Origin of the sequence: Micromonospora sp. WMMD712, assembly GCF_029581295.1 — a bacterium.
Taxonomy (GTDB): Bacteria; Actinomycetota; Actinomycetes; order Mycobacteriales; family Micromonosporaceae; genus Micromonospora; species Micromonospora carbonacea.
In genome coordinates, this window is the sequence record NZ_CP120743.1 from 1793910 (window position 1) to 1812324 (window position 18415).

Annotated in this window: 19 protein-coding genes; 5 read left to right on the forward strand and 14 right to left on the reverse strand. The window is 74.9% G+C overall.

The window, feature by feature from the left end; genetic code table 11:
• Positions 1-152: 152 nt before the first annotated feature.
• From O7633_RS07370 to O7633_RS07385, 4 genes are all read right to left on the reverse strand, one after another.
• Positions 153-428 carry a ubiquitin-like small modifier protein 1 gene (locus tag O7633_RS07370; RefSeq protein WP_178065525.1) on the reverse strand — a complete coding sequence of 92 codons (276 nt, stop codon included), beginning with the start codon at positions 426-428 and terminating at the stop codon, positions 153-155.
• A complete protein-coding gene (locus O7633_RS07375) occupies positions 429-1514 on the reverse strand; it encodes an exo-alpha-sialidase (protein ID WP_282326971.1) in 1086 nt (361 codons plus the stop codon). It lies immediately after the preceding gene.
• Positions 1515-1701: 187 nt separating this feature from the next.
• Positions 1702-2025 carry a nuclear transport factor 2 family protein gene (locus O7633_RS07380; RefSeq protein ID WP_282326972.1) on the reverse strand — a complete coding sequence of 108 codons (324 nt, stop codon included), beginning with the start codon at positions 2023-2025 and terminating at the stop codon, positions 1702-1704.
• A gap of 129 nt (positions 2026-2154) precedes the next feature.
• A complete protein-coding gene (locus O7633_RS07385; protein ID WP_282326974.1) occupies positions 2155-2985 on the reverse strand; it encodes an SDR family NAD(P)-dependent oxidoreductase in 831 nt (276 codons plus the stop codon).
• 58 nt (positions 2986-3043) lie between these two features.
• Here O7633_RS07385 and O7633_RS07390 point away from each other — a divergent pair, with 58 nt between their 5' ends.
• The 4 genes from O7633_RS07390 to O7633_RS07405 all read left to right on the forward strand — a co-directional run bounded on the left by O7633_RS07390 (position 3044) and on the right by O7633_RS07405 (position 5515).
• Positions 3044-3700 carry a TetR/AcrR family transcriptional regulator gene (locus O7633_RS07390; protein WP_282326975.1) on the forward strand — a complete coding sequence of 219 codons (657 nt, stop codon included), beginning with the start codon at positions 3044-3046 and terminating at the stop codon, positions 3698-3700.
• A gap of 157 nt (positions 3701-3857) precedes the next feature.
• Positions 3858-4487 carry a DNA-3-methyladenine glycosylase gene (locus O7633_RS07395; protein WP_278127587.1) on the forward strand — a complete coding sequence of 210 codons (630 nt, stop codon included), beginning with the start codon at positions 3858-3860 and terminating at the stop codon, positions 4485-4487.
• 210 nt (positions 4488-4697) lie between these two features.
• On the forward strand, positions 4698-5156 hold the full coding sequence (locus O7633_RS07400) for a DNA-binding protein (protein WP_282326978.1): 459 nt from the start codon (positions 4698-4700) through the stop codon (positions 5154-5156).
• A complete protein-coding gene (locus O7633_RS07405; RefSeq protein ID WP_282326980.1) occupies positions 5156-5515 on the forward strand; it encodes an MmcQ/YjbR family DNA-binding protein in 360 nt (119 codons plus the stop codon). Before O7633_RS07400 ends, O7633_RS07405 begins: the two co-directional genes overlap by 1 nt.
• 429 nt (positions 5516-5944) lie before the next feature.
• Here O7633_RS07405 and argH read toward each other — a convergent pair whose 3' ends face one another.
• The 10 genes from argH to O7633_RS07455 form a co-directional block, all read right to left on the reverse strand.
• Positions 5945-7408 carry an argininosuccinate lyase gene (gene argH / locus O7633_RS07410; RefSeq protein ID WP_282328486.1) on the reverse strand — a complete coding sequence of 488 codons (1464 nt, stop codon included), beginning with the start codon at positions 7406-7408 and terminating at the stop codon, positions 5945-5947.
• Positions 7409-7454: 46 nt separating this feature from the next.
• The gene (locus O7633_RS07415; protein WP_282326982.1) at positions 7455-7970 is read right to left on the reverse strand and encodes an arginine repressor; all 516 of its coding nucleotides are present in this window, start codon (positions 7968-7970) and stop codon (positions 7455-7457) included.
• Complete coding sequence (gene argF / locus O7633_RS07420) at positions 7967-8893, reverse strand: ornithine carbamoyltransferase (RefSeq protein WP_282326984.1); 927 nt, start codon at positions 8891-8893, stop codon at positions 7967-7969. Before argF ends, O7633_RS07415 begins: the two co-directional genes overlap by 4 nt.
• Positions 8890-10071 carry an acetylornithine transaminase gene (locus O7633_RS07425; RefSeq protein WP_282326985.1) on the reverse strand — a complete coding sequence of 394 codons (1182 nt, stop codon included), beginning with the start codon at positions 10069-10071 and terminating at the stop codon, positions 8890-8892. Before O7633_RS07425 ends, argF begins: the two co-directional genes overlap by 4 nt.
• Positions 10068-10955 (reverse strand): acetylglutamate kinase, encoded by an 888-nt coding sequence (gene argB / locus O7633_RS07430; RefSeq protein WP_077936869.1) that lies wholly within the window; start codon positions 10953-10955, stop codon positions 10068-10070. Before argB ends, O7633_RS07425 begins: the two co-directional genes overlap by 4 nt.
• The gene (argJ, locus tag O7633_RS07435; RefSeq protein WP_282326988.1) at positions 10952-12124 is read right to left on the reverse strand and encodes a bifunctional glutamate N-acetyltransferase/amino-acid acetyltransferase ArgJ; all 1173 of its coding nucleotides are present in this window, start codon (positions 12122-12124) and stop codon (positions 10952-10954) included. Before argJ ends, argB begins: the two co-directional genes overlap by 4 nt.
• Positions 12121-13122 carry an N-acetyl-gamma-glutamyl-phosphate reductase gene (gene argC / locus O7633_RS07440; RefSeq protein ID WP_278127594.1) on the reverse strand — a complete coding sequence of 334 codons (1002 nt, stop codon included), beginning with the start codon at positions 13120-13122 and terminating at the stop codon, positions 12121-12123. Before argC ends, argJ begins: the two co-directional genes overlap by 4 nt.
• Before the next feature lie 149 nt (positions 13123-13271).
• Positions 13272-14099, reverse strand: a complete 828-nt coding sequence (locus tag O7633_RS07445; RefSeq protein WP_282326989.1) for a hypothetical protein — start codon at positions 14097-14099, stop codon at positions 13272-13274.
• Positions 14096-16285 carry a hypothetical protein gene (locus O7633_RS07450; RefSeq protein WP_282326992.1) on the reverse strand — a complete coding sequence of 730 codons (2190 nt, stop codon included), beginning with the start codon at positions 16283-16285 and terminating at the stop codon, positions 14096-14098. Before O7633_RS07450 ends, O7633_RS07445 begins: the two co-directional genes overlap by 4 nt.
• A 200-nt stretch (positions 16286-16485) precedes the next feature.
• Complete coding sequence (locus O7633_RS07455) at positions 16486-17316, reverse strand: hypothetical protein (RefSeq protein WP_282326994.1); 831 nt, start codon at positions 17314-17316, stop codon at positions 16486-16488.
• A 170-nt stretch (positions 17317-17486) separates the two neighbouring features.
• On the opposite strand from O7633_RS07455, the gene O7633_RS07460 reads away from it, so the two are divergent.
• Entirely contained in the window at positions 17487-18374 is an 888-nt protein-coding gene (locus O7633_RS07460; RefSeq protein ID WP_282326996.1) for a Crp/Fnr family transcriptional regulator, read from the forward strand.
• The last annotated feature ends 41 nt before the right edge of the window (positions 18375-18415 follow it).

Here is an 18415-nt window from a genome sequence, read left to right on the forward strand (position 1 = left end):
GGCCAGGTGGGGCGGGCCGGCCAGGTGGGGCGGGCCGGCCAGGTGGGGCGGGCCGGCCAGGTGGGGCGGGCCGGCCAGGTGGGGCGGGCCGGCCAGGTGGGGCGGAGTGGCCAGGTGGGGCGGAGTGGCCAGGTGGGGCGGGAACGCGGGTGTCAGCCCCCGGCCACCGACGGCAGCACCTGCACCTCCGCGCCCGGCGGAACCGGCGCGGCCAGCCCGCCCAGGTGGCGGCAGTCCTCGCCGTCGACGTAGACGTTGACGTGCCGGCGCACCTCGCCGCGCTCGTCGCGCAGCCGCCGGGCCAGCCGGGGCCACCGCTGCGCCAGCTCGTCGAGGACGTCGCGCAGCGTGCCCGCCGCCGTGACGGTGAGCCGCGTCGCGCCCCCGACCTCGCCGCGCAGCGGCCCCGGGACCAGGACGGTGACCACTCAGACCTCCACGGCGCGGACGCAGAGCACGTCGGGCAGGTGGGCGGCGACCAGGGACCAGGAGTCGCCCTCGTCGCGGCTGGCGTAGACCTCGCCGGAGCGGGTGCCGAAGTAGACGCCGGTGGGGTCGGCGTCGTCGGCGCACATCGCGTCGCGCAGCACCGCCGGGTAGAACCGCCCGGCGGGCAGGCCCGCCGAGAGCGCCTCCCACGTCCCGCCCGCGTCGGCCGAACGGTAGACCCGGCAGCGCTCGTCGACCGGGAAGCGCCGGGAGTCGGCCGCGAGCGGGAACGACCAGATCACCCCGGGGCGGCGGGGGTGGGCCACCATCGGGAAGCCGAAGTCGCTGGGCAGGCCGGCGGCGATCGACACCCAGGTGTGGCCCCCGTCGTCGGAACGGTAGACGCCGTGGTGGTTCTGCGCGTAGAGCCGCTCAGGGTCGCCGGCGTCCCGGGCGACCTTGTGCACGCACTGGCCGAACTCGGGCCACTCGTCGGGCAGGAAGTAGGCCCGGATGCCCGTGTTGCCCGGCGTCCAGCTCGCGCCCGCGTCGGCGGAGTGGTAGACCCCGCCCGTCGACATGGCCACCGCGAGCCGGGCCGGGTCGTGCGGGTGCGGCAGCACGGTGTGCACCGCCTGGCCGCCGAAGCCCGCGCCCCACTGCTCCCGGTGCGGGTGCTCCCACAGCGCGCGGACCAGCTCGAAGGTGCGCCCCGCGTCGGTCGAGCGGAACAGCGCCGACGGCTCGGTGCCGGCCCAGACCACGTCCGGCTCCGCCGGCCCGGCGGGCGTGAGCTGCCAGACCCGGCCGAGGCTCGCCCCGGTGTCGGGCGGGAACGCGACCGGGGCCTGCTCGGGCTCCTGCCAGGACGCGCCCAGGTCGTCGCTGGTGGCCACGCTCGGCCCGAAGTGGGAGCTGGTCACCCCGGCGAGCACCCGGGGCACGTCGCGCCGGGTGTCGACCGCCACCGCGTATACCCCGGTCATGGGGTGGTGGGGGCCGTTGAGCTCCCAGGTGCGGCGGCCGTCGGTGCTGGTGGCGAGGAAGAGGCCCTTGCCGGTGCCGATCGCGAGCAGGGTCGTCATGGCACGTCCTTCGCGGAGCCGGGAGCCGGATGGCGTGATTATCACCACCGGGTCCGACAGAAACCGGGCGACGCACCGGCAGCACCGGGTCCAGCCGCAGGTCAGCGGCAGCAGACCGCTCGACCACGCCGGTCTCTGCCCGAGCCCGGCGGGGGCGGCCCCGAGGGCCGCCCCGGCCGGTGTTCCGTCAGACGGGGTCGATCGCGAGCTCGGTGACGTGGTCGTCCTCGATGCCGAAAACGAACGCGAAGGACAGCGGCCCGCCGGGGAAGTCACCATCCCCTGAGGCCACCAACCGGTCACCCGCGAACGAGATCGGCGTGATCACGACCTTGGGGTCGATCAGGTGCGACTGGATCCACGCGCGGATCTCGGCCTCGCCGGCCCAGGTTCTCCCGTCGTCCCGCACGGCGGCACCGTCGCCGAAGACCGCGGCCAGCGCGGTCGCGTCGTGCGCGTTGTTGGCCGCGATGAAGTTCTCGACGGCCGTGGGCAGGGTGATGTCGTTCATGTCTGTTCTCCGGTTCTTTCAAAAGCCGGGGTGCGGACACGTCCCGGCGGATCTCTGCCGCCCCTGAGCAGCACGGTGACGACGCGGGCGGCGACGCCGCGTGGCAGACGGCAACGTCTGGCGACGGGCTCAGAAGTCCGCGCTGCGGGAGAGCTTCTCGTTCGCGCGCAACTCGGCGAGTGCGTTCTCGTGCATCGCGACGACGACGTCGTAGCCGGAGTTGCCGAGCACGAGCCGGTGTGGCGGAACGGCTGCGTCCATCGCGGTGATCACGGCCTGCACCCCGCGTTCAGGGTCGCCCGCCTGCTTGCCGTCCTGGTCCACGAACGCCGCCTTGACGCCCTCGACCATCGGCACGTAGGCGTCGACGGTCTCGTCGACGGGCTCGCTCTGGAAGCCGGCGTACGCCTTGGTGCGGAACGCTCCCGGCTCCACGACGAGCACGCGCACCCCGAACGGCTCCACTTCCTGGCGCAGTGTCTCCGACAGCCCTTCGAGCGCGAACTTCGCCGCTGAGTAGTAGCCGAAGCCCTGCGCGCCGACGAGGCCCGCCACCGACGACATGTTCACGATCCAGCCGTCGCCGCGCGCCCGCATGCCGGGTAGGACCGCGCGGACCACGTCGACCACGCCGAACAGGTTGAGGTCGAAGGTGCAGCGGATCGTCTCGTCCGGGGATCCCTCGACCGAGCCGAACCAGCCCCGGCCCGCGTTGTTGACGAGCACGTCGATCCCGCCGAACCGCTCCTCGGCCGCGTCGACCGCCGCTCGTACCTGCGCGGGGTCGGTGACGTCGAGCGGGAGAACCTGCACCCGGTCGCCGTGCTGCTCGGCCCATTCCTGCAGTTCAGACGGCCGGCGGGCGGTCACCGCGACCTGATCGCCCCGGGCCAGCGCGGCCTCGGCGTAGGCCAGGCCGAACCCTCCGGGCGTCCCGCCCGTGATGAACCAAGTCCTCATGGACTTCTCCTCTCGCTATAGAGAGCAATGTAGCGCTATGTAAGCTACTATAGCAACCATGCCCAACGCACGAGATCGACTCCTGCTCGCCGCAGCGGAACTGCTGCAGGCTGGCGGCACCGTGTCCACGCGGGCGGTGTGCGACCGCGCCGGGGTGCAGGCCCCGACGCTGTACCACCACTTCGGCAGCAAGCAGGGCCTGATCGACGCCGTGGCGAACCACGGATTCACCCAGTACACGGCGGTCGAGAGCTCCGGCGACCCGCTGGACGACCTGCGCGAGGGCTGGGACAGGCACGTGCGGTTCGGGCTGGAGCACCCGTCGTTCTACGGACTGCTCTACGGCCGCGTCGAGCCGGGCAAACCCTGCGCCATCACCGCTCCCGCACACGCCGCGTTGCGGGAGCGACTCACCGCCGCCGCCGCCCGGGGCATGCTCAGGGTGCCGGCGGACGACGCCGCCGAACAGGTGCTCGCCGCCAACGTCGGCGTCACACTCACCCTGATCAGCCAGCCGGAGCCGGACTTCGGGCTGTCCGGACGCGTCCGCGAGGCCGCGCTGGCCGGCGTCCTGCACACACCGTCCGCCGACACCCCCACCACCCGCGCAAGCGCGGCCCTGACGCTGCGCGCGCTGGCCGACGACGACCCGGGCGACCTCACCCCCGGCGAACGCGGACTGCTCGGCGAGCTGCTGGACCGCCTGGCCCGCTGAAGCACGCGAGACCCCTCCGCGAGATCCCTGCGCGGGGCCACCCGCCCTCGTCACCCCGGACGCGCAGCCCCGCCCGGATGTGCCACCGCGTCACGTGGGCTCGCCGGGGCTCGATGCCGGCAAACCAGGTGATCCCGGCGTCTGCTTTCCTGGGAGCATGACCTACGCCTGGCTCGGTGCGCCCGCGGCTGCCGTCGCCGAGACGGCACGCACCCTCCTCGGCTGGCTGGCCGTCGCCAACGGCGTCACCATCCGGATCACCGAGACCGAGGCGTATCTGGGCTTGGGGCAGGACCCCGCCAGCCACGCCCACCGCGGCCGCACCGCGCGTAACGCCGCCATGTTCGGCGCAGCGGGCCACCTCTATCTCTACCGCATCTACGGGCTGCACACCTGCGCGAACGTGACCTGCGGACCGGCCGGTGAGCCCGCGGCGGTTCTCCTGCGGGCCGGGCAGGTCGTGCACGGCGTCGACCTGGCCCGCTCCCGACGGCCGGCGACCAGGCGCGACGTCGACCTCGCCTCGGGGCCGGCCCGCTTCGTCGCGGCGCTCGACGTGCAGCTGACCGCCTACGGGACGTCGGTCGTCGACGGCACCGGCCCGCTGACCCTGCATCCTCCGGCCGAGCCGGTCCCGGACGAACGCGTCCTGGCTGGCCCCCGGGTCGGTGTAACCGCTGCGCACGATCTGGCCTGGCGATTCTGGATCGCCGACGACCCGACCGTCAGCGCCTACCGTCGGCACGTGCCCCGCAGCAGCCGACGGGGTCTTGGCCGTACGCCCTGACCTGACCTGCACGCCGCAGATGGGCGCCCGGCCGGGCCGGACATGAGTAAGGCACGCCCGCGACGGACGGGCGGGGATGGGCGTCGCCAGGTCGGCGACGCGGGGGCTTCCCCGAGCCGGACCCCCATGCCACCCGACCTGAAGTCGGTCACCGCGCCATCCATAAACAAACCGTTGACAACGGATCGTTTATGGTGCTGAGATCGGGGCATGACCGCCGAGCAGCAGGAACCGTTCGCCGCGCCCGATCCGGGGCGGGCGCGGGCGCACCGCACCCACGCCGCGTTGACCCGGATCGCCGGGCGGCACGCGGCCGACGACGCCCGCCGCCGCCGCTACGCGCACCCGCACGTGCTGGACCCGTACGAGGCGGTGGCCCTGGTGACCGCACTCGCCGCCGGTGGCGCGGAGCTGGCCGACGGCGAGGAGCCGGTCGACCAGGCCGACCTGGTCGCCGCGCTCACCCTCGTGCCGCACCTGCGCGCCGAGGTGGACGCGCTGGAGGCCGGCCTGCTGCGGCTCGCCCGCGACCGGGGGCTCACCTGGCAGGCGATCGGGCACGGGCTGGGACTCGGCTCGGCACAGGCCGCCCGGCAGCGCCACGAACGACTCAGCGGCCGGATCAGCTCCGAACCGCACACCGGCGACCACGACAACGGGGAGGCGTGATGGACCGCGCGGAGCTGATGGCGTACTGCCTGGGCAAGCCCGGGGCGTGGCTCGACCAGCCGTGGGACGCCGAGGTGGTGGTCAAGGTCGGGAACAAGATCTTCGCCTTCCTCGGCCCGGAGTCCGACGACCGGGTGGGCCTCAAGTGCGCCCCGACCCGGGAACTGGCCGACGAGTGGCTGCACCGGTTCCCCGGCGACGCGGTCGCGTCCTCGCACGTCGGCCGGTTCGGCTGGAACAGCCTGCGGCTGGCCGGGGCGATCGACGACGACGAGCTGCGCGAGGCGGTGGACACCTCCTACGAGGCGGTGGCGGCGAAGCTGCCGCGCCGCGAGCGCCCGATGCCCCCGACCGCCTGATCCCGACGACTGGGCCAGCGGGGACACTGCCTCGGCCACCGCCACGGGCACGTCTCCGCACGAAGGGCCCAAGGCTGGCGCCCAAGATCGTGCCCAGTCCCGCGAAGAGTGGCATCAGCATCGCGCCGACGCCACTCTTCCCCTAACCGAGCGCGCTCCCCCGGACACCCGCCCCGCCGCACCCCGGCCCATCCCCCACCGCGCGGCGATCTTGCACTTACGGCCCCACGGACGGGCGTTTCACCCCTTTTACCCGGGCCCAAAGTGCAAGATCGCCGCGGGGTGGGGCGGGGCGGGGCGGGGTGGGGCGGGGTGGGGCGGGGTGGGCAGCAGGGGTGTGGGGTGGGGTGCGGGGGGCCAGGGGGCGGTGGGGAGAAGCCTGAAGGCCCTCCGGCAGCGTGCCGGAGGGCCTTCGGGGTGACGGGGAGGTCAGCGGGGCACGACGGTCTCGGCGGCCCACTCCCGCCAGCCCGCCAGCTTGTCGGCGGCGATGGCGAGCTGGTCGGCGACCGGCCCCGGGCCGGTGGAGCCGGGGGTGGTCCGGGCGGCCAGGGCCGACCGCACCGACAGCACGTCGCGCACCGACGGGTCGAGGTGCTCGCTGACCGCCGCCAGGTCGGCGTCGGAGACCTCGTCGAGGGCGCACTCGCGGACGGCGCAGAGCGCCACCAGCCTGCCGGTGATCTCGTGCGCGTCGCGGAACGGCACGTTGCGCCGGACCAGCCAGTCGGCGACCTCGGTGGCCAGGGAGAAGCCGACGGGGGCGGCGGCGGCGAGGCGGTCGACGCGTACCGTCATCGTGGAGATCATCCCCGCGAGGGCCGGCAGCAGCAGCTCCAGGGTGTCGACCGCGTCGAAGGCCGGCTCCTTGTCCTCCTGCATGTCCCGGTCGTAGGTCATGGGCAGGCCCTTGAGCATGGTGAGCACGGCCATCAGCCCGCCGACGAGCCGGCCGGACTTGCCCCGGGCCAGCTCGGCGATGTCGGCGTTCTTCTTCTGCGGCATGATCGACGACCCGGTGGCGAACGCGTCGTCCAGCTCGACCCAGCCGAACTCCTGCGACGTCCACAGCACCACCTCCTCGCCGAGGCGGGACAGGTGCACCCCGATCAGCGCGGTGACGAAGAGGAACTCGGCGACGAAGTCGCGGTCGGCGACGGCGTCCATCGAGTTGGCGAAGGACGTGCGGAAGCCCAGCTCCTTGGAGACGGCCACCGGGTCCAGCGGCAGGCCGGAGCCGGCGAGCGCGCCCGCGCCGAGCGGGCTGACCGCCGTGCGGTGGTCCCAGTCGCGCATCCGCTCCAGGTCGCGCAGCAGCGGCTGCACGTGGGCCAGCAGCCAGTGCCCGAAGGTGACCGGCTGGGCGTGCTGGAGGTGGGTCATCCCCGGCGCGGCCGTGTCGACGTGCCGGGCGGCCTGCTCGACCAGGGCCTCGGCCAGCTCGACGAGGCGGGCCGCCACACCCCGGGCGTGGTCGCGCAGGTAGAGGCGCAGGTCGGTGGCGACCTGGTCGTTGCGGGACCGGCCGGCGCGCAGCTTGCCGCCGAGGCTGCCGAGGCGCTCCAGCAGCCCTCGCTCCAGGGCGGTGTGCACGTCCTCGTCGTCGACGGTGGGCCGGAACGCGCCGGAGGCGCAGGCGGCCTCCAGGTCGTCCAGGGCCGCCAGCATCCTGCCCAGCTCCTCCGGGTCGAGCAGGCCCGCGCCCGCGAGGACCCGGGCGTGCGCGCGGGACCCGGCGATGTCGTACGGGGCGAGGCGCCAGTCGAACTGCACGCTGACGGACAGCCGGGCCAGCGCCTCGGAGGGGCCGCCGGCGAAGCGGCCACCCCACAGGCTCGTACGGTTGGTCGCGGCGCTGTTCTCGGTGAGGCTCTTGTCGTCCACGCCGCCCATTGTCGTTGCCACGGTCAGCAGCCTCCCCACCGGGCGTCCCGCTCGGTCATGGTGTGGTGTTCCCTTCCGCGCTCTCCTCGCGGCGGGACCACGCGGCGAGCTTCTCGCCCAGCGCGGCCCCGCCGACGCCCTCGCGGGCCACCACGAGGATGGTGTCGTCGCCGGCGATGGTGCCGACGACCTCGGGCAGGCCCGCCCGGTCCAACGCGCTGGCCAGGTAGTGGGCCGCGCCCGGCGGGGTGCGCAGCACGGCGATGTTGCCGCTGGAGTCGACCTCGTTGAGCAGCTCCCGCAGCAGCCGGATCAGCCGTGCCGGGGCGGCCTCGGCGTCGCGCAGGGGCCGGTGGCCGTCCTCCGGGATGACGTACACGGGGCGGCCGTCGCCGCCGCGGGCGGTGACCGCGCCGAGTTCCTTGAGGTCCCGCGACAGGGTGGCCTGGGTGACGGCGACGCCGTCGCCGGCGAGCAGGTCGGCCAGCTCGGTCTGCGAGCGGACCGCCTTGTCGCGGATCAGCTCGACGATGCGGGCGTGCCGGGCGGCGCGGGTCAACGGGGCGGTCACGCCGACTGCTCCAGCAGGTAGGTCAGCACGGCCTTCTGCGCGTGCAGCCGGTTCTCCGCCTGGTCGAACACGGCGCTGGCCGGGCCGTCGAGCACCTCGTCGGTGATCTCCTCGCCCCGGTGCGCCGGCAGGCAGTGCAGCACGATCGCGCCCGGCGCGGCGTGCGCGAGCAGCTCCGCGTTGACCTGGTACGGCAGGAACGGGGTGATCCGGTCCAGCCCGTCGTCCTCCTGCCCCATCGAGGTCCACGTGTCGGTGGCCAGCACGTCGGCGTCGCGGACGGCGGCGACGGGGTCGCGCAGCACGCGCACCGACCCGCCCGTGCCGGCGGCGATCTTCTCCGCGCGGGCCACCACGTCGGGGTCGGGGTCGAACCCGTCGGGGCCGGCGATCCGCACGTGCATGCCGGCGGTCGCCCCGGCCAGCAGGTACGACTGGGCCATGTTGTTCGCCGCGTCCCCCACGTACGCCAGGGTCCGGCCGTGGGTGCCGCCGCACCGCTCGCGGACGGTGAGCAGGTCGGCGAGGAGCTGGCAGGGGTGGAAGCCGTCGGTGAGCGCGTTGATCACCGGGACGCTGGCCCCGGCGGCGACCTCGGCGATCCGGTCGTCGCCGTGGGTGCGCAGCACGATCGCCGCCACGTAGCGGGACAGCACCCGGCCGGCGTCGGCGAGGGTCTCGCCCCGGCCGAAGTGGGTGACCTGGGTGTCCACCACGAGGGGGTGGCCGCCCAGCTCGGCGATGCCGGCGTCGAAGGAGATCCGGGTGCGCAGGCTCTGCTTGTCGAACAGCACCGCCACCGACCTCGGCCCGGCCAGCGGCCGGTGGGCGAACCGTTCGGCCTTCATCCGGGCGGCGAGGTCGAGCACGGTGGCCTGCTCGGCGGGCGAGAGGTCGTCGTCGCGCAGCAGGTGGCGGATCATGGGGTGGCCTCCGGGGTGGCGGTGTCGAGGGCGGCGGGGAGGGCGGCCAGGAACGCGTCGGCCTGCTCGACGGTGAGGATCAGCGGCGGGGCGAGCCGGATCACGCCCGGCTGCACCGGGTTGACCAGGAACCCGGCGTCGCGCAGGGCCGCCGCGACCGGGCCGGCGGCGTCGGCCGTGAGCACGATGCCGAGCAGCAGGCCCGCGCCGCGCACCTGCGCGACGAGGGGGTGGCCGAGTGCCTCGACGCCCCGGCGCAGCCGCTCGCCGACCCGCTTGACGTGGTCGAGCAGCCCTTCGCTGGCGATGGTGGACACCACCGCGAGGGCGGCCGCGCAGCTCACCGGGTTGCCGCCGAAGGTGGTGCCGTGGGAGCCGGGGCGCAGCAGGTCGGCGGCGGGGCCGAAGGCCAGGCAGGCGCTGATCGGCAGGCCGCCGCCGAGGCCCTTGGCGAGGGTGACGATGTCGGGTTCGACGCCCTCGGCCTGGTGGGCGAACCAGTGCCCGGTGCGGCCGACGCCGGTCTGCACCTCGTCGAGCACCAGCAGCGCGCCGTGCCGGGCGGTGATCCGCCGGGCCTCGGCCAGGTAGCCGGGGGGCGGTACGACGACGCCGTTCTCGCCCTGCACCGGCTCCAGGATGACCATGGCCGTCGCGTCGGTCACCGCGTCGGCGAGGGCGGCCGCGTCGCCGTACGGGACGTGGGTGACGTCGCCGGGCAGCGGGCGGAACGGGTCGGCCTTGGCGGGCTGCCCGGTGAGCGCGAGCGCGCCCATGGTGCGTCCGTGGAAGCCGCCGACCGTGGCGACCACGTGCGAGCGGCCGGCGAGCCGGGACAGCTTGAACGCGGCCTCGTTGGCCTCCGCGCCGGAGTTGGCGAACAACACCCGGCCGGGGCGGCCGGCGAGGGCCAGCAGCAGCTCGGCGAGCGCCACCGGCGGCTCGGCGACGAACAGGTTGGACACGTGCCCGAGGGTGGCGACCTGCCTGGAGACGGCGGCCACCACGGCCGGGTGGGCGTGGCCGAGGGCGTTGACGGCGATGCCGCCGAGCAGGTCGACGTACTCGCGGCCGGCGTCGTCGACCACGACGGCGCCGGAGCCGGAGACCAGCGCCAGCGGCGGCGTGCCGTAGTTGTCCATCAGCGACTGCTGCCAGCGCTCCACCAGCGTGCTCACGACGGGATCACCATGGTGCCGAATCCTTCCGAGGTGAAGACCTCAAGCAGTGTGGAGTGGGCGACCCGGCCGTCGACGACGTGCGCGGCGGGCACCCCGCCGCGCACCGCCCGCAGGCACGCCTCCATCTTGGGGACCATCCCCGACTGCAGGGACGGCAGCAGCTCCGCCAGTTCGTCGGCGGTGATCTCGCTGACCAGGCTGTCGGTGTCCGGCCAGTTGGCGTAGAGGCCCGGCACGTCGGTCAGGACGACCAGCTTGCGGGCCCCGAGGGCGATCGCCAGGGCGGCGGCGGCCGTGTCGGCGTTGAGGTTGTGCAGCACCCCGTCGGCGTCCGGCGCGACGGTCGAGATCACCGGGATCCGGCCGGCCGCGATCAGGTCGGTCACCGCCGACGTGTTCACCGACTCGACGTCGCCGACCTGCCCGACGTCGACGGGCTCCCCGTCCACGTACGCGGGGCGGCGCACGGCGGTGAACAGGCCGGCGTCCTCGCCGGAGAGGCCGACGGCGAACGGGCCGTGCGCGTTGATCAGCCCGACCAGTTCCCGGCCGACCTGGCCGACCAGCACCATCCGGACGACGTCCATCGCCTCGGGGGTGGTGACGCGCAGGCCGCCGCGGAACTCGCTGTCGATGCCGAGCCGGCCGAGCATGGCCGAGATCTGCGGGCCGCCGCCGTGCACGACGACCGGCTTGATGCCGACGTAGCGCAGGAAGACCATGTCGGCGGCGAAGGCCCGCTGGAGCTCGGGGTCGATCATGGCGTTGCCGCCGTACTTGACCACGAGGGTGGCCCCGGACAGGCGGGCCAGCCAGGGCAGCGCCTCGATCAGCGTCTCGGCCCTGGCCTGGGCCCGGGCGAGGTCGTCGACGGCGCTCACGTCGAGTACGCCGAGTTCTCGTGCACGTACGCGTGGGACAGGTCGTTGGTCCACACGGTGGCCTGGGCGTCCCCGGCGTGCAGGTCGATGCGGATGGCGACGTCGCGGCCGGTGAGGTCCACCTTGGACCGGTCCTCGGCGGCGGCGCCGGAGCGGCACACCCAGACGCCGTTGACGGCGACGTCGAGGGCGTCCGGCTCGAACGCGGCGGCGGTGGTGCCGACGGCGGCGAGGATGCGGCCCCAGTTCGGGTCGTTGCCGAACAGCGCCGTCTTGACCAGGTTGTTGCGGGCCACCGAGCGGCCCACCTCGACCGCGTCGTCCTCGTCGGCCGCGCCGACGACCTCGATGGCGATCTGCTTGGTCGCGCCCTCCGCGTCGGCGATCAACTGCTGGGCCAGGTCGTGACAGGCGGCGGTGACCGCCGCCGTCAGCTCGGCCTCGGTGGGCTCGACGCCGGACGCGCCGCTGGCCAGCAGCAGCACCGTGTCGTTGGTGGACATGCAGCCGTCGGAGTCGACCCGGTCGAAGGTGACCCGGCAGGCGGCGCGCAGCGCGGCGTCGAGCGCCGCCGGCCCGGCCACGGCGTCGGTGGTGAGCACGCACAGCATGGTCGCCATGGCCGGGGCCAGCATCCCGGCGCCCTTGGCCATCCCGCCGACGGTCCAGCCGCTGCCGGCCGCCACGGTGGTCTTCGGCCGGGTGTCGGTGGTCATGATCGCCTCGGCCGCCGCCGCGCCGCCGTCGCGGGACAGGGCGCGGATCGCCGCGCGTACGCCGGGCAGCAGCTTGTCCATCGGCAGCCGCTCGCCGATCAGGCCGGTGGAGCAGACCGCCACGTCGCCGGCCCCGAGCCGCAGCCGGGAGCTGGCCGAGGTGAGCGCGGCGGCGGTGTGCTCGGCGGTGGTGTGGGTGTCCTGGAAACCGGCCGGGCCGGTGCAGGCGTTCGCGCCGCCGGAGTTGAGGATCACCGCCCGGGCCACCCCGCCCCGGACGACCTGCCGGGTCCAGAGCACGGGGGCGGCCTTGACCCGGTTGGCGGTGAAGACGCCGGCGATCCCGGCGTCGGGGCCGTCGTTGACGACGAGGGCGACGTCGGCGGCGCCGCCGCTCTTGAGGCCGGCGGCCACGCCGGCCGCCCGGAACCCCCGGGGTGTGGTGACGGTCATGGGGTTACTCCGTAGGTGGACAGGCCCGTGGTCTCGGGGAGCCCGAGCATCAGGTTGGCGCACTGCACGGCCTGGCCGGCGGCGCCCTTGCCGAGGTTGTCGATGGCGCTGACCACGATCACCCGGCCGGAGTCGACGTCGACGGTGGCCTGGAGGTGGCAGGAGTTGGCGCCGAGGGTGGCGGCGGTGTGCGGCCACCTCCCCTCGGGCAGCACGTGCACGAACGCCGAGTCCGCGTACGCCTGCGCGAGGACCGCCCGGGGGTCGGCGTCGCCGGCCGGCACGGCGGTGACGGTGGCGAGGATGCCGCGCGGCATCGGCGCGAGCACGGGGGTGAGCGACAGGCTGGTCGCGCCGGTGGCCTGCTTGATCTCCGGCACGTGCTGGTGCGCGCCGACCTTGTACGGCGACAGGTCGCCCATCACCTCGCTGCCGAGCAGGTGCGCCTTGGCGGCCCGGCCCGCGCCGGAGGTGCCGGAGGCGGCGACCACGACCACGTCGGCGGGGGCCACCGCGCCGGCGGCGACCAGCGGGGCGAGCGCGAGCGTGACGGCCACCGCGTAGCAGCCGGTGTTGGCCACCCGGGTCGCGGCGGCGATGCGCGCGCGCTGGCCGGGCAGCTCGGGCAGGCCGTAGACCCAGGCCCCCGCGTGGTCGCCGCCGTAGTACCGTGACCAGGCGGCGGCGTCGCGCAGCCGGTGGTCCGCGCCCAGGTCGACCACCCGGACCGACTCCGGCAGGGCGGCGGCCAGGGCCGCCGACTCGCCGTGCGGCAGGGCCAGGAAGACCAGGTCCGCGTCGGCCAGGGCCGCCGGTTCGGTCGCCGCGAACACCAGGTCCAGCCCGGCGAGCTGCGGGTGTACGGCGGTGACCGGCGCACCGGCCTGGCTGTGCGCGGTGGCGGTGACCAGGTCGAACTCGGGGTGGCCGGCGATCAGGCGCAGCAGCTCGCCCCCGGCGTAGCCGCTCGCCCCGGCGACCGCAACTCGGATACCCATTCTAACCTCCGCATGACTATGCAGAGAAGGTTACCGGCATGTCACGCCGGGCCGCAAGGTCATACCTCCCGCTGCATGGGCATGAGGAGGTGACCGGTGACACGGTCGGGGTTCCCCTCCCGGCGGGGGAGCGCCGGGAGGGGAACCGGTCAGTTGGCCCGCTGCGCGATGCCGTGCTGCCGCTGGTACGTACGCAGCGCGGCGTCCCACGCCTCGGTGTACTCCGACGGGCCCAGGCCGAGGTCGTTGTGCCCGCGCACGGCCTCCCGCAGCAGGCCCAGCAGCTCCGGCACCGCCTCCCGGCGTTCGGTGACGTAGCGGCGGAAGACCTCGGCGAACTGCTCCCCCGCCAGGCGGGCGGCGTGCGCGGTGACCGGATCGTCCTCCAGCGCCTGCAGCACCTGGCACCACCGGCGGGTCAGCTCGTCGGTCTGGCGGGCCCGCATCTGCTGCAACTCGTGGTCGCACTCCAACCTGATCCGCTCCTCCCAGTACGGGCGCAGCCGCTCCCGCACCCGCTCGTCCGGGCTCACCCGCACCTGCACGGTGAAGTGCGGAAGGCTCTCGTCCCGGGGCCAGCGCTGACCCAGCAGCAGGTTGTTCAGGGCACGCTCCAGCTCGTGCGAACGATGCGGCTCGTGCGCCCGGGCCAGGTCGACGGCCCGCTCCCGGACGATCCCGTCGGCCCAGGCGAGACAGCTCTCCGCGCGTTGGCGCAACGCCCCGGGGCTCATGTGCTGCGCGCGCCAGCTGTAGACGGCGAACAGGCGGAAGTCGAACGCGTCTCCCCGGGCCGGCACCAGGATCGGCTGCGGCGCGTCCAGGCGGTAGGTGGCCACCTGCGGGGGCGTCGGTGGTGGCAACGGCGGCAGGGGCGGCGCGGGCGGCGGGCTCACGGGCGCCGGCCCGAACAGCGACAGCAGGACCTGCCACCAGCTCCGACGCGCTGGCGGGTCAGGAAAGTACCGAGTGCTCATGCGGGGTCCTCATCGATCAGGTGGCGTACGTCGCGCAGCAGGGTGTTGTCGCGCATCAGGGGGCCCCAGACGTGCCGGAGCTGGTGGTCCAGCCGGTGGCGCAGGGGCTCGCGCCCCGCCACGACCAGGTCGATCAGTTGCAGGCAGAGGTCGGACACCTCGGGGTGCCCCTCGGCCCGGCTGAGCCAGAAGCCGAGCGTCCGCCACGCGCGGTACGCGGTCCCCGGCAGGCTGAGCGCCGTCGCCCAGCAGGTCGCCAGGTCCGACATCCGCACCACGCCCCCGCGCACCAGGTCGAGCAGCTCCGGCCAGCGTTCCCGGGGGGCGGGGGCCCACCGGTCGGCGAGCACCCGCAACGCCCGCCCGGCGTGCAGCCGCACCTCCGGCTCGTCCTCGGCGACGGCCCACTCCGCCAGCGCCGGCAACACGCTGGCCGCGTGGCCGCCGACGTACACCTCCACCAGACCGCGTACCACCGAGTTGTTCCGCCGCTGCAGGCGCGCCTCGGCCACCCGGCGCAGCTGCACCAGGGCGGTCTCCGGCCAGAGCCGGGCCAGGCCCAGCGCGTAGGCCCGCGCGACGGTGTCGCGCAGGTGCGCCGCCCCGCCGGCCGCCCAGCGGTCCAGCTCGCCGCGCACGCGTTGGCGCAGCTCCGGCTGCATGGCCATGCCGACCAGCGCGATGGCGGCGGCCTGCCGGACCCCGGCGCGACGCTCACGGGCGAGCTGGTCCACCGTGTGCAGCGCGGCGTGCACCCCGTGCGCGGCGGACCAGCCGACCGCACCGGCGGCGGCCTGCCGAACGCCCGGGGTGCCCTCCCGCACGAGGTGGGCCAGCCAGCCCAGCAGCTGCTCCGGCAGCCACCAGTCCGCCCAGGCGGCCTCCAGCAGGCTGCGCCGCAGCGGGTCGTGTCCCCGGGCGAACTCGATACGCCGCCCACCCGGCACCCGGTCGTCGTCGACCACCAGCACCGCCTCCCGCAGGACCGGGCCGAGCAGCACGTCGAGCGCTCCCGCCCCGCCGGTGGATGGTGGGGCGGGCGGAGCACCGGCGAACGGGAACCCCGGTGCCGCGCCGCCGCCCGCGTCCGGCGCCGGCCCCGGCCCGACACCGGCCAGGCCCGGTGCGGCCAGCGCCCCGGCCGCAGCGTGGATCTCGGCCACCGGCTGACCGGCCAGGACCGCGCAGGCCAGCCGGAACGCGCGCCGCCGGTCGACGCCCCAGGTGGGCGTGTCGCCGCCGTCGGCGGCGGCGAGGACGCGGGCCGCCCGGTCCCGGAGCTGACGGGGAAGCAGGCGCTCCAGCCAGTCGGTGAGTGCCGCGCCCCGCGGCGCGGTGCGGGCCAGCAGCTCCGCCAGGCGGACCACCTCACCGGGCCGGGGACCACCGGCCAGGTGGGCCGCCAGCAGGGGGTTGGCGACGCAGTCGTCCTCGACGTAGCCGTCGACGCAGTCGCCGACGCAGCCGGGGGCGCACCAGCCGACGCAGCGGCCCCTGAGCTGACGGCGCAGCTGGGCCCGGAACACGTCGACGGGAGCGGCGGGCCGGTGCTCCACCAGGTGACCGGCCAACTCCTGGTCGCGCTGGTCGAAGTCGCCGACCAGCACCAGAGTGGCTCCTCTCGTCCCGGCCCGGGCGGCCAGCCCCACCAGGGCCATCCCGTCCAGGTCCCGGACGGCCGCCTCGGTGAGCCGCCACACGTGACCGTGCCCGTCGCGCCACGGGGCCTCGGGCAGCAGGAGGTCGCCCGGCTGCTCCGCGTGCAGCACCACCACCCGGTCGAACCCGTGCCGGCGGGCCGAGGACAGGCATGCGGCGGCGTGCCGACCGGTGGCGGCCGCCCCCGACAGGCAGACCAGGTGACGCTGCTTGAGATGACGGTCGAGCTGCGGGTCGCTCGGCGCGGGGGCGTACCCGTCGGCCAGCTGCCGCACCCACGTCCCGGTGAGGGTCTCGGCCCAGGTCCGGCCGTCGCCCTCCGTCCGGGCCGTCGTGATGTTCAGCGTGCCGATGGCCGTCGAACCGGGTCCGGTGGCGTTCTGGCCCCGCACCCACACGTCGCCGACGCCGATCGTGGACGAGGGCCCGAGCAGGGAGGCGAGCCTGGCGAGGATCTCCCCGGGGTCCGGCGTCTCCTCCGGCTCGTCGGCCGACACGTCGTCGGGCTCACCGTCGGCGGCCCGCATCGCGGGTTCCGTCGGCTCTGCCGGCTCTGCCCGCCCCGGGGCGTCCGGGCCGCCGCCGGGGCCCGCCGGCCCCCCGTCGGGATCCGGAGGCGGCGCGCCGTCGGGCAGCTCACCCGGAACCCCCTCGGGATCCGCCGAGGAACCGCCCGAACCGGCGTCGTGCCCGGTCTGGCCGGGCACGGACCACGGCGGTGCCCCGTTCACCGGTCGCCCCCGCCCCGGCCGAGGACCGCGTCCCGGCCGATCGACCCGATCGCCGTGGCCCCGGGGCCGATCGCGTTCTGCCCGTGCACCCGGACGTCACCGACGCTGATGCCGCCGGCCGGGTGCGCCCGGCCGGAGTCGGGGCGGACCGGCCCCGGCGACGGGGCCGCCGGGCTTCCGGCCCCACCCTCGGGATCGTCCGCCCCGTCCCCGGTCAGCGCCGGCGCCGTCGACAGGTCCTCGTCCACCACACAGAGCCAGGCGAACTCGTCGAAGCCCTTGTCGGGCTTGCTGATCCGCACCTGGCGGAAGCGATCGGGCCGCATCTCCTCCGGGTACTCCAGCACCACGTCGCGGTAGATGTCGTTGGAGACCACCAGGGCGACGCCCGCGTCGGGGAACGCCGCCAGCGCCCGCCGGACGGGGTCGGCGTCGCACAGCCGGCTGACGAACACCACGGCGTTGCCGGGAAAGCCGTTCGCCCCGTCGAGGTGCACGAGTCCCTGGTGGACGGCGATCCGCAGCCGCACCCGCGCCGCCGGCAGCCGGCTGCTGTTGTACGCCCGCAGCCGCCGGTTCAGCTCGGGCACGAACCGGCCGATCACCCGCGATTCCGAGACGTCGCGCGGCAGGATCGCCAGCTCCCCGTCGCCGGCGCCCTGCGTGCTCCAGGCCGCCCGGTCCAGCCCGACCGACCCGGCGGCGGCGTGCAGCAGTTCGTGGAACGCCTGCTGCGCCTCGTACTGCAGGATGTTTCCGCGCCGGCTGTAACTCTCCATGTCCACGGAGATCAGCAGTCGCCGCTCGGGATGATGGTCCATCGCCATGCCGCCCTTCGTCACCGGGCCCGCCACCGTCAGGCGGGCCGCCCGGAACATCGAAACGGCGGCGGCCGGCCGGGACCCCGTAGAAGTACGGCTTTCGCGGAAACTGTCCGCCACCGGTCTTCCCCCTCGGATCCGGTATCCGGGCGGGGCGCAGCGGGTGTGCTGGACGCATGACGGACGACGTGACCGAACTCCTGCTGGCCGCCGGCTGGTCGCCGGTCGAGGCACTCGTGGCGCTGGCCCTCCAGACCGTGGCGGTCGCCCTGATCCGCTCGGGGGTCTCGCGCTACGCGCAGGGACGGCTACGCTTCGACGGTTTCCGTCGGACAAGGAGTGCGAGGCCGCCGATGCGACACCACGAGCCGTCCCGGGCCGAATGGCCGTACGGCACCTTTCTGCGGAGGCTGGAGCCGCCGGCCCGCGCCGCGCTGCTCGGTCTGGGCGTACGACGCCAGGTGCCGGCCGGACAGATCCTGATCCACGAGGGCGTCCGCGAGTCGCACCTGGTGCTGCTGGAGGAGGGGCTGACGAAGGTCACGGCCAGCGTGCCCGACGGGCGGGCCGCGCTGCTGTCGCTGCGCGTCGGCGGGGACCTGATGGGCGAGATGTCGGCCCTCAACGACAAACCGCGCTCGGCGACGGTCACCACCTGCGGGCCCGCCGTCTACAGCGTCATCTCCCGGGACCGGTTCAACCAGTTCCTGCGGACACACCCGCAGGCCGCCCTCGAACTGGCGGCGATGGTGTCCGACCGGCTGCGCTGGTCCAACCGCCGCCGGATCGACTTCACCTCGTACGCGGTGAAGATCCGGGTGGCCCGGGTGATCGCCGAGCTGTCCCGCACGCACGGCCGGCGCAGCCGCGACGGGGTGGTCATCGACGTGCGGCTCACCCAGCCCGAGCTGGCCACGATCTGCGGGGCGGCCGAGACGTCCGTCCAGAAGACGCTGCGTGAGCTGCGGGCCGACGGCCTGGTGGACACAGACTACCGGCGCATCACCGTCCGCGACCTGCCCCGGCTGCGCGCCCTCGGCGAACTGGACGCCGGGGAACACTGACGCCGACCGGCCGAGGCCGACCCGGCTGGTCGATACCGCCC

Bases quoted from the DNA above. Each gene is read 5' to 3' on its own strand.
- O7633_RS07455 (WP_282326994.1), bottom strand. From the start codon at position 17,316: ATGGCGATGGACCATCATCCCGAGCGGCGACTGCTGATCTCCGTGGAC.
- O7633_RS07400 (WP_282326978.1), top strand. From the start codon at position 4,698: ATGACCGCCGAGCAGCAGGAACCGTTCGCCGCGCCCGATCCGGGGCGG.
- O7633_RS07375 (WP_282326971.1), bottom strand. From the start codon at position 1,514: ATGACGACCCTGCTCGCGATCGGCACCGGCAAGGGCCTCTTCCTCGCC.
- argH (WP_282328486.1), bottom strand. From the start codon at position 7,408: ATGGGCGGCGTGGACGACAAGAGCCTCACCGAGAACAGCGCCGCGACC.
- O7633_RS07445 (WP_282326989.1), bottom strand. From the start codon at position 14,099: ATGAGCACTCGGTACTTTCCTGACCCGCCAGCGCGTCGGAGCTGGTGG.
- O7633_RS07390 (WP_282326975.1), top strand. From the start codon at position 3,044: ATGCCCAACGCACGAGATCGACTCCTGCTCGCCGCAGCGGAACTGCTG.
- argF (WP_282326984.1), bottom strand. From the start codon at position 8,893: ATGATCCGCCACCTGCTGCGCGACGACGACCTCTCGCCCGCCGAGCAG.
- O7633_RS07395 (WP_278127587.1), top strand. From the start codon at position 3,858: ATGACCTACGCCTGGCTCGGTGCGCCCGCGGCTGCCGTCGCCGAGACG.
- O7633_RS07405 (WP_282326980.1), top strand. From the start codon at position 5,156: ATGGACCGCGCGGAGCTGATGGCGTACTGCCTGGGCAAGCCCGGGGCG.
- O7633_RS07460 (WP_282326996.1), top strand. From the start codon at position 17,487: ATGACGGACGACGTGACCGAACTCCTGCTGGCCGCCGGCTGGTCGCCG.
- argJ (WP_282326988.1), bottom strand. From the start codon at position 12,124: ATGACCGTCACCACACCCCGGGGGTTCCGGGCGGCCGGCGTGGCCGCC.
- argC (WP_278127594.1), bottom strand. From the start codon at position 13,122: ATGGGTATCCGAGTTGCGGTCGCCGGGGCGAGCGGCTACGCCGGGGGC.
- O7633_RS07385 (WP_282326974.1), bottom strand. From the start codon at position 2,985: ATGAGGACTTGGTTCATCACGGGCGGGACGCCCGGAGGGTTCGGCCTG.
- O7633_RS07380 (WP_282326972.1), bottom strand. From the start codon at position 2,025: ATGAACGACATCACCCTGCCCACGGCCGTCGAGAACTTCATCGCGGCC.
- O7633_RS07450 (WP_282326992.1), bottom strand. From the start codon at position 16,285: ATGCGGGCCGCCGACGGTGAGCCCGACGACGTGTCGGCCGACGAGCCG.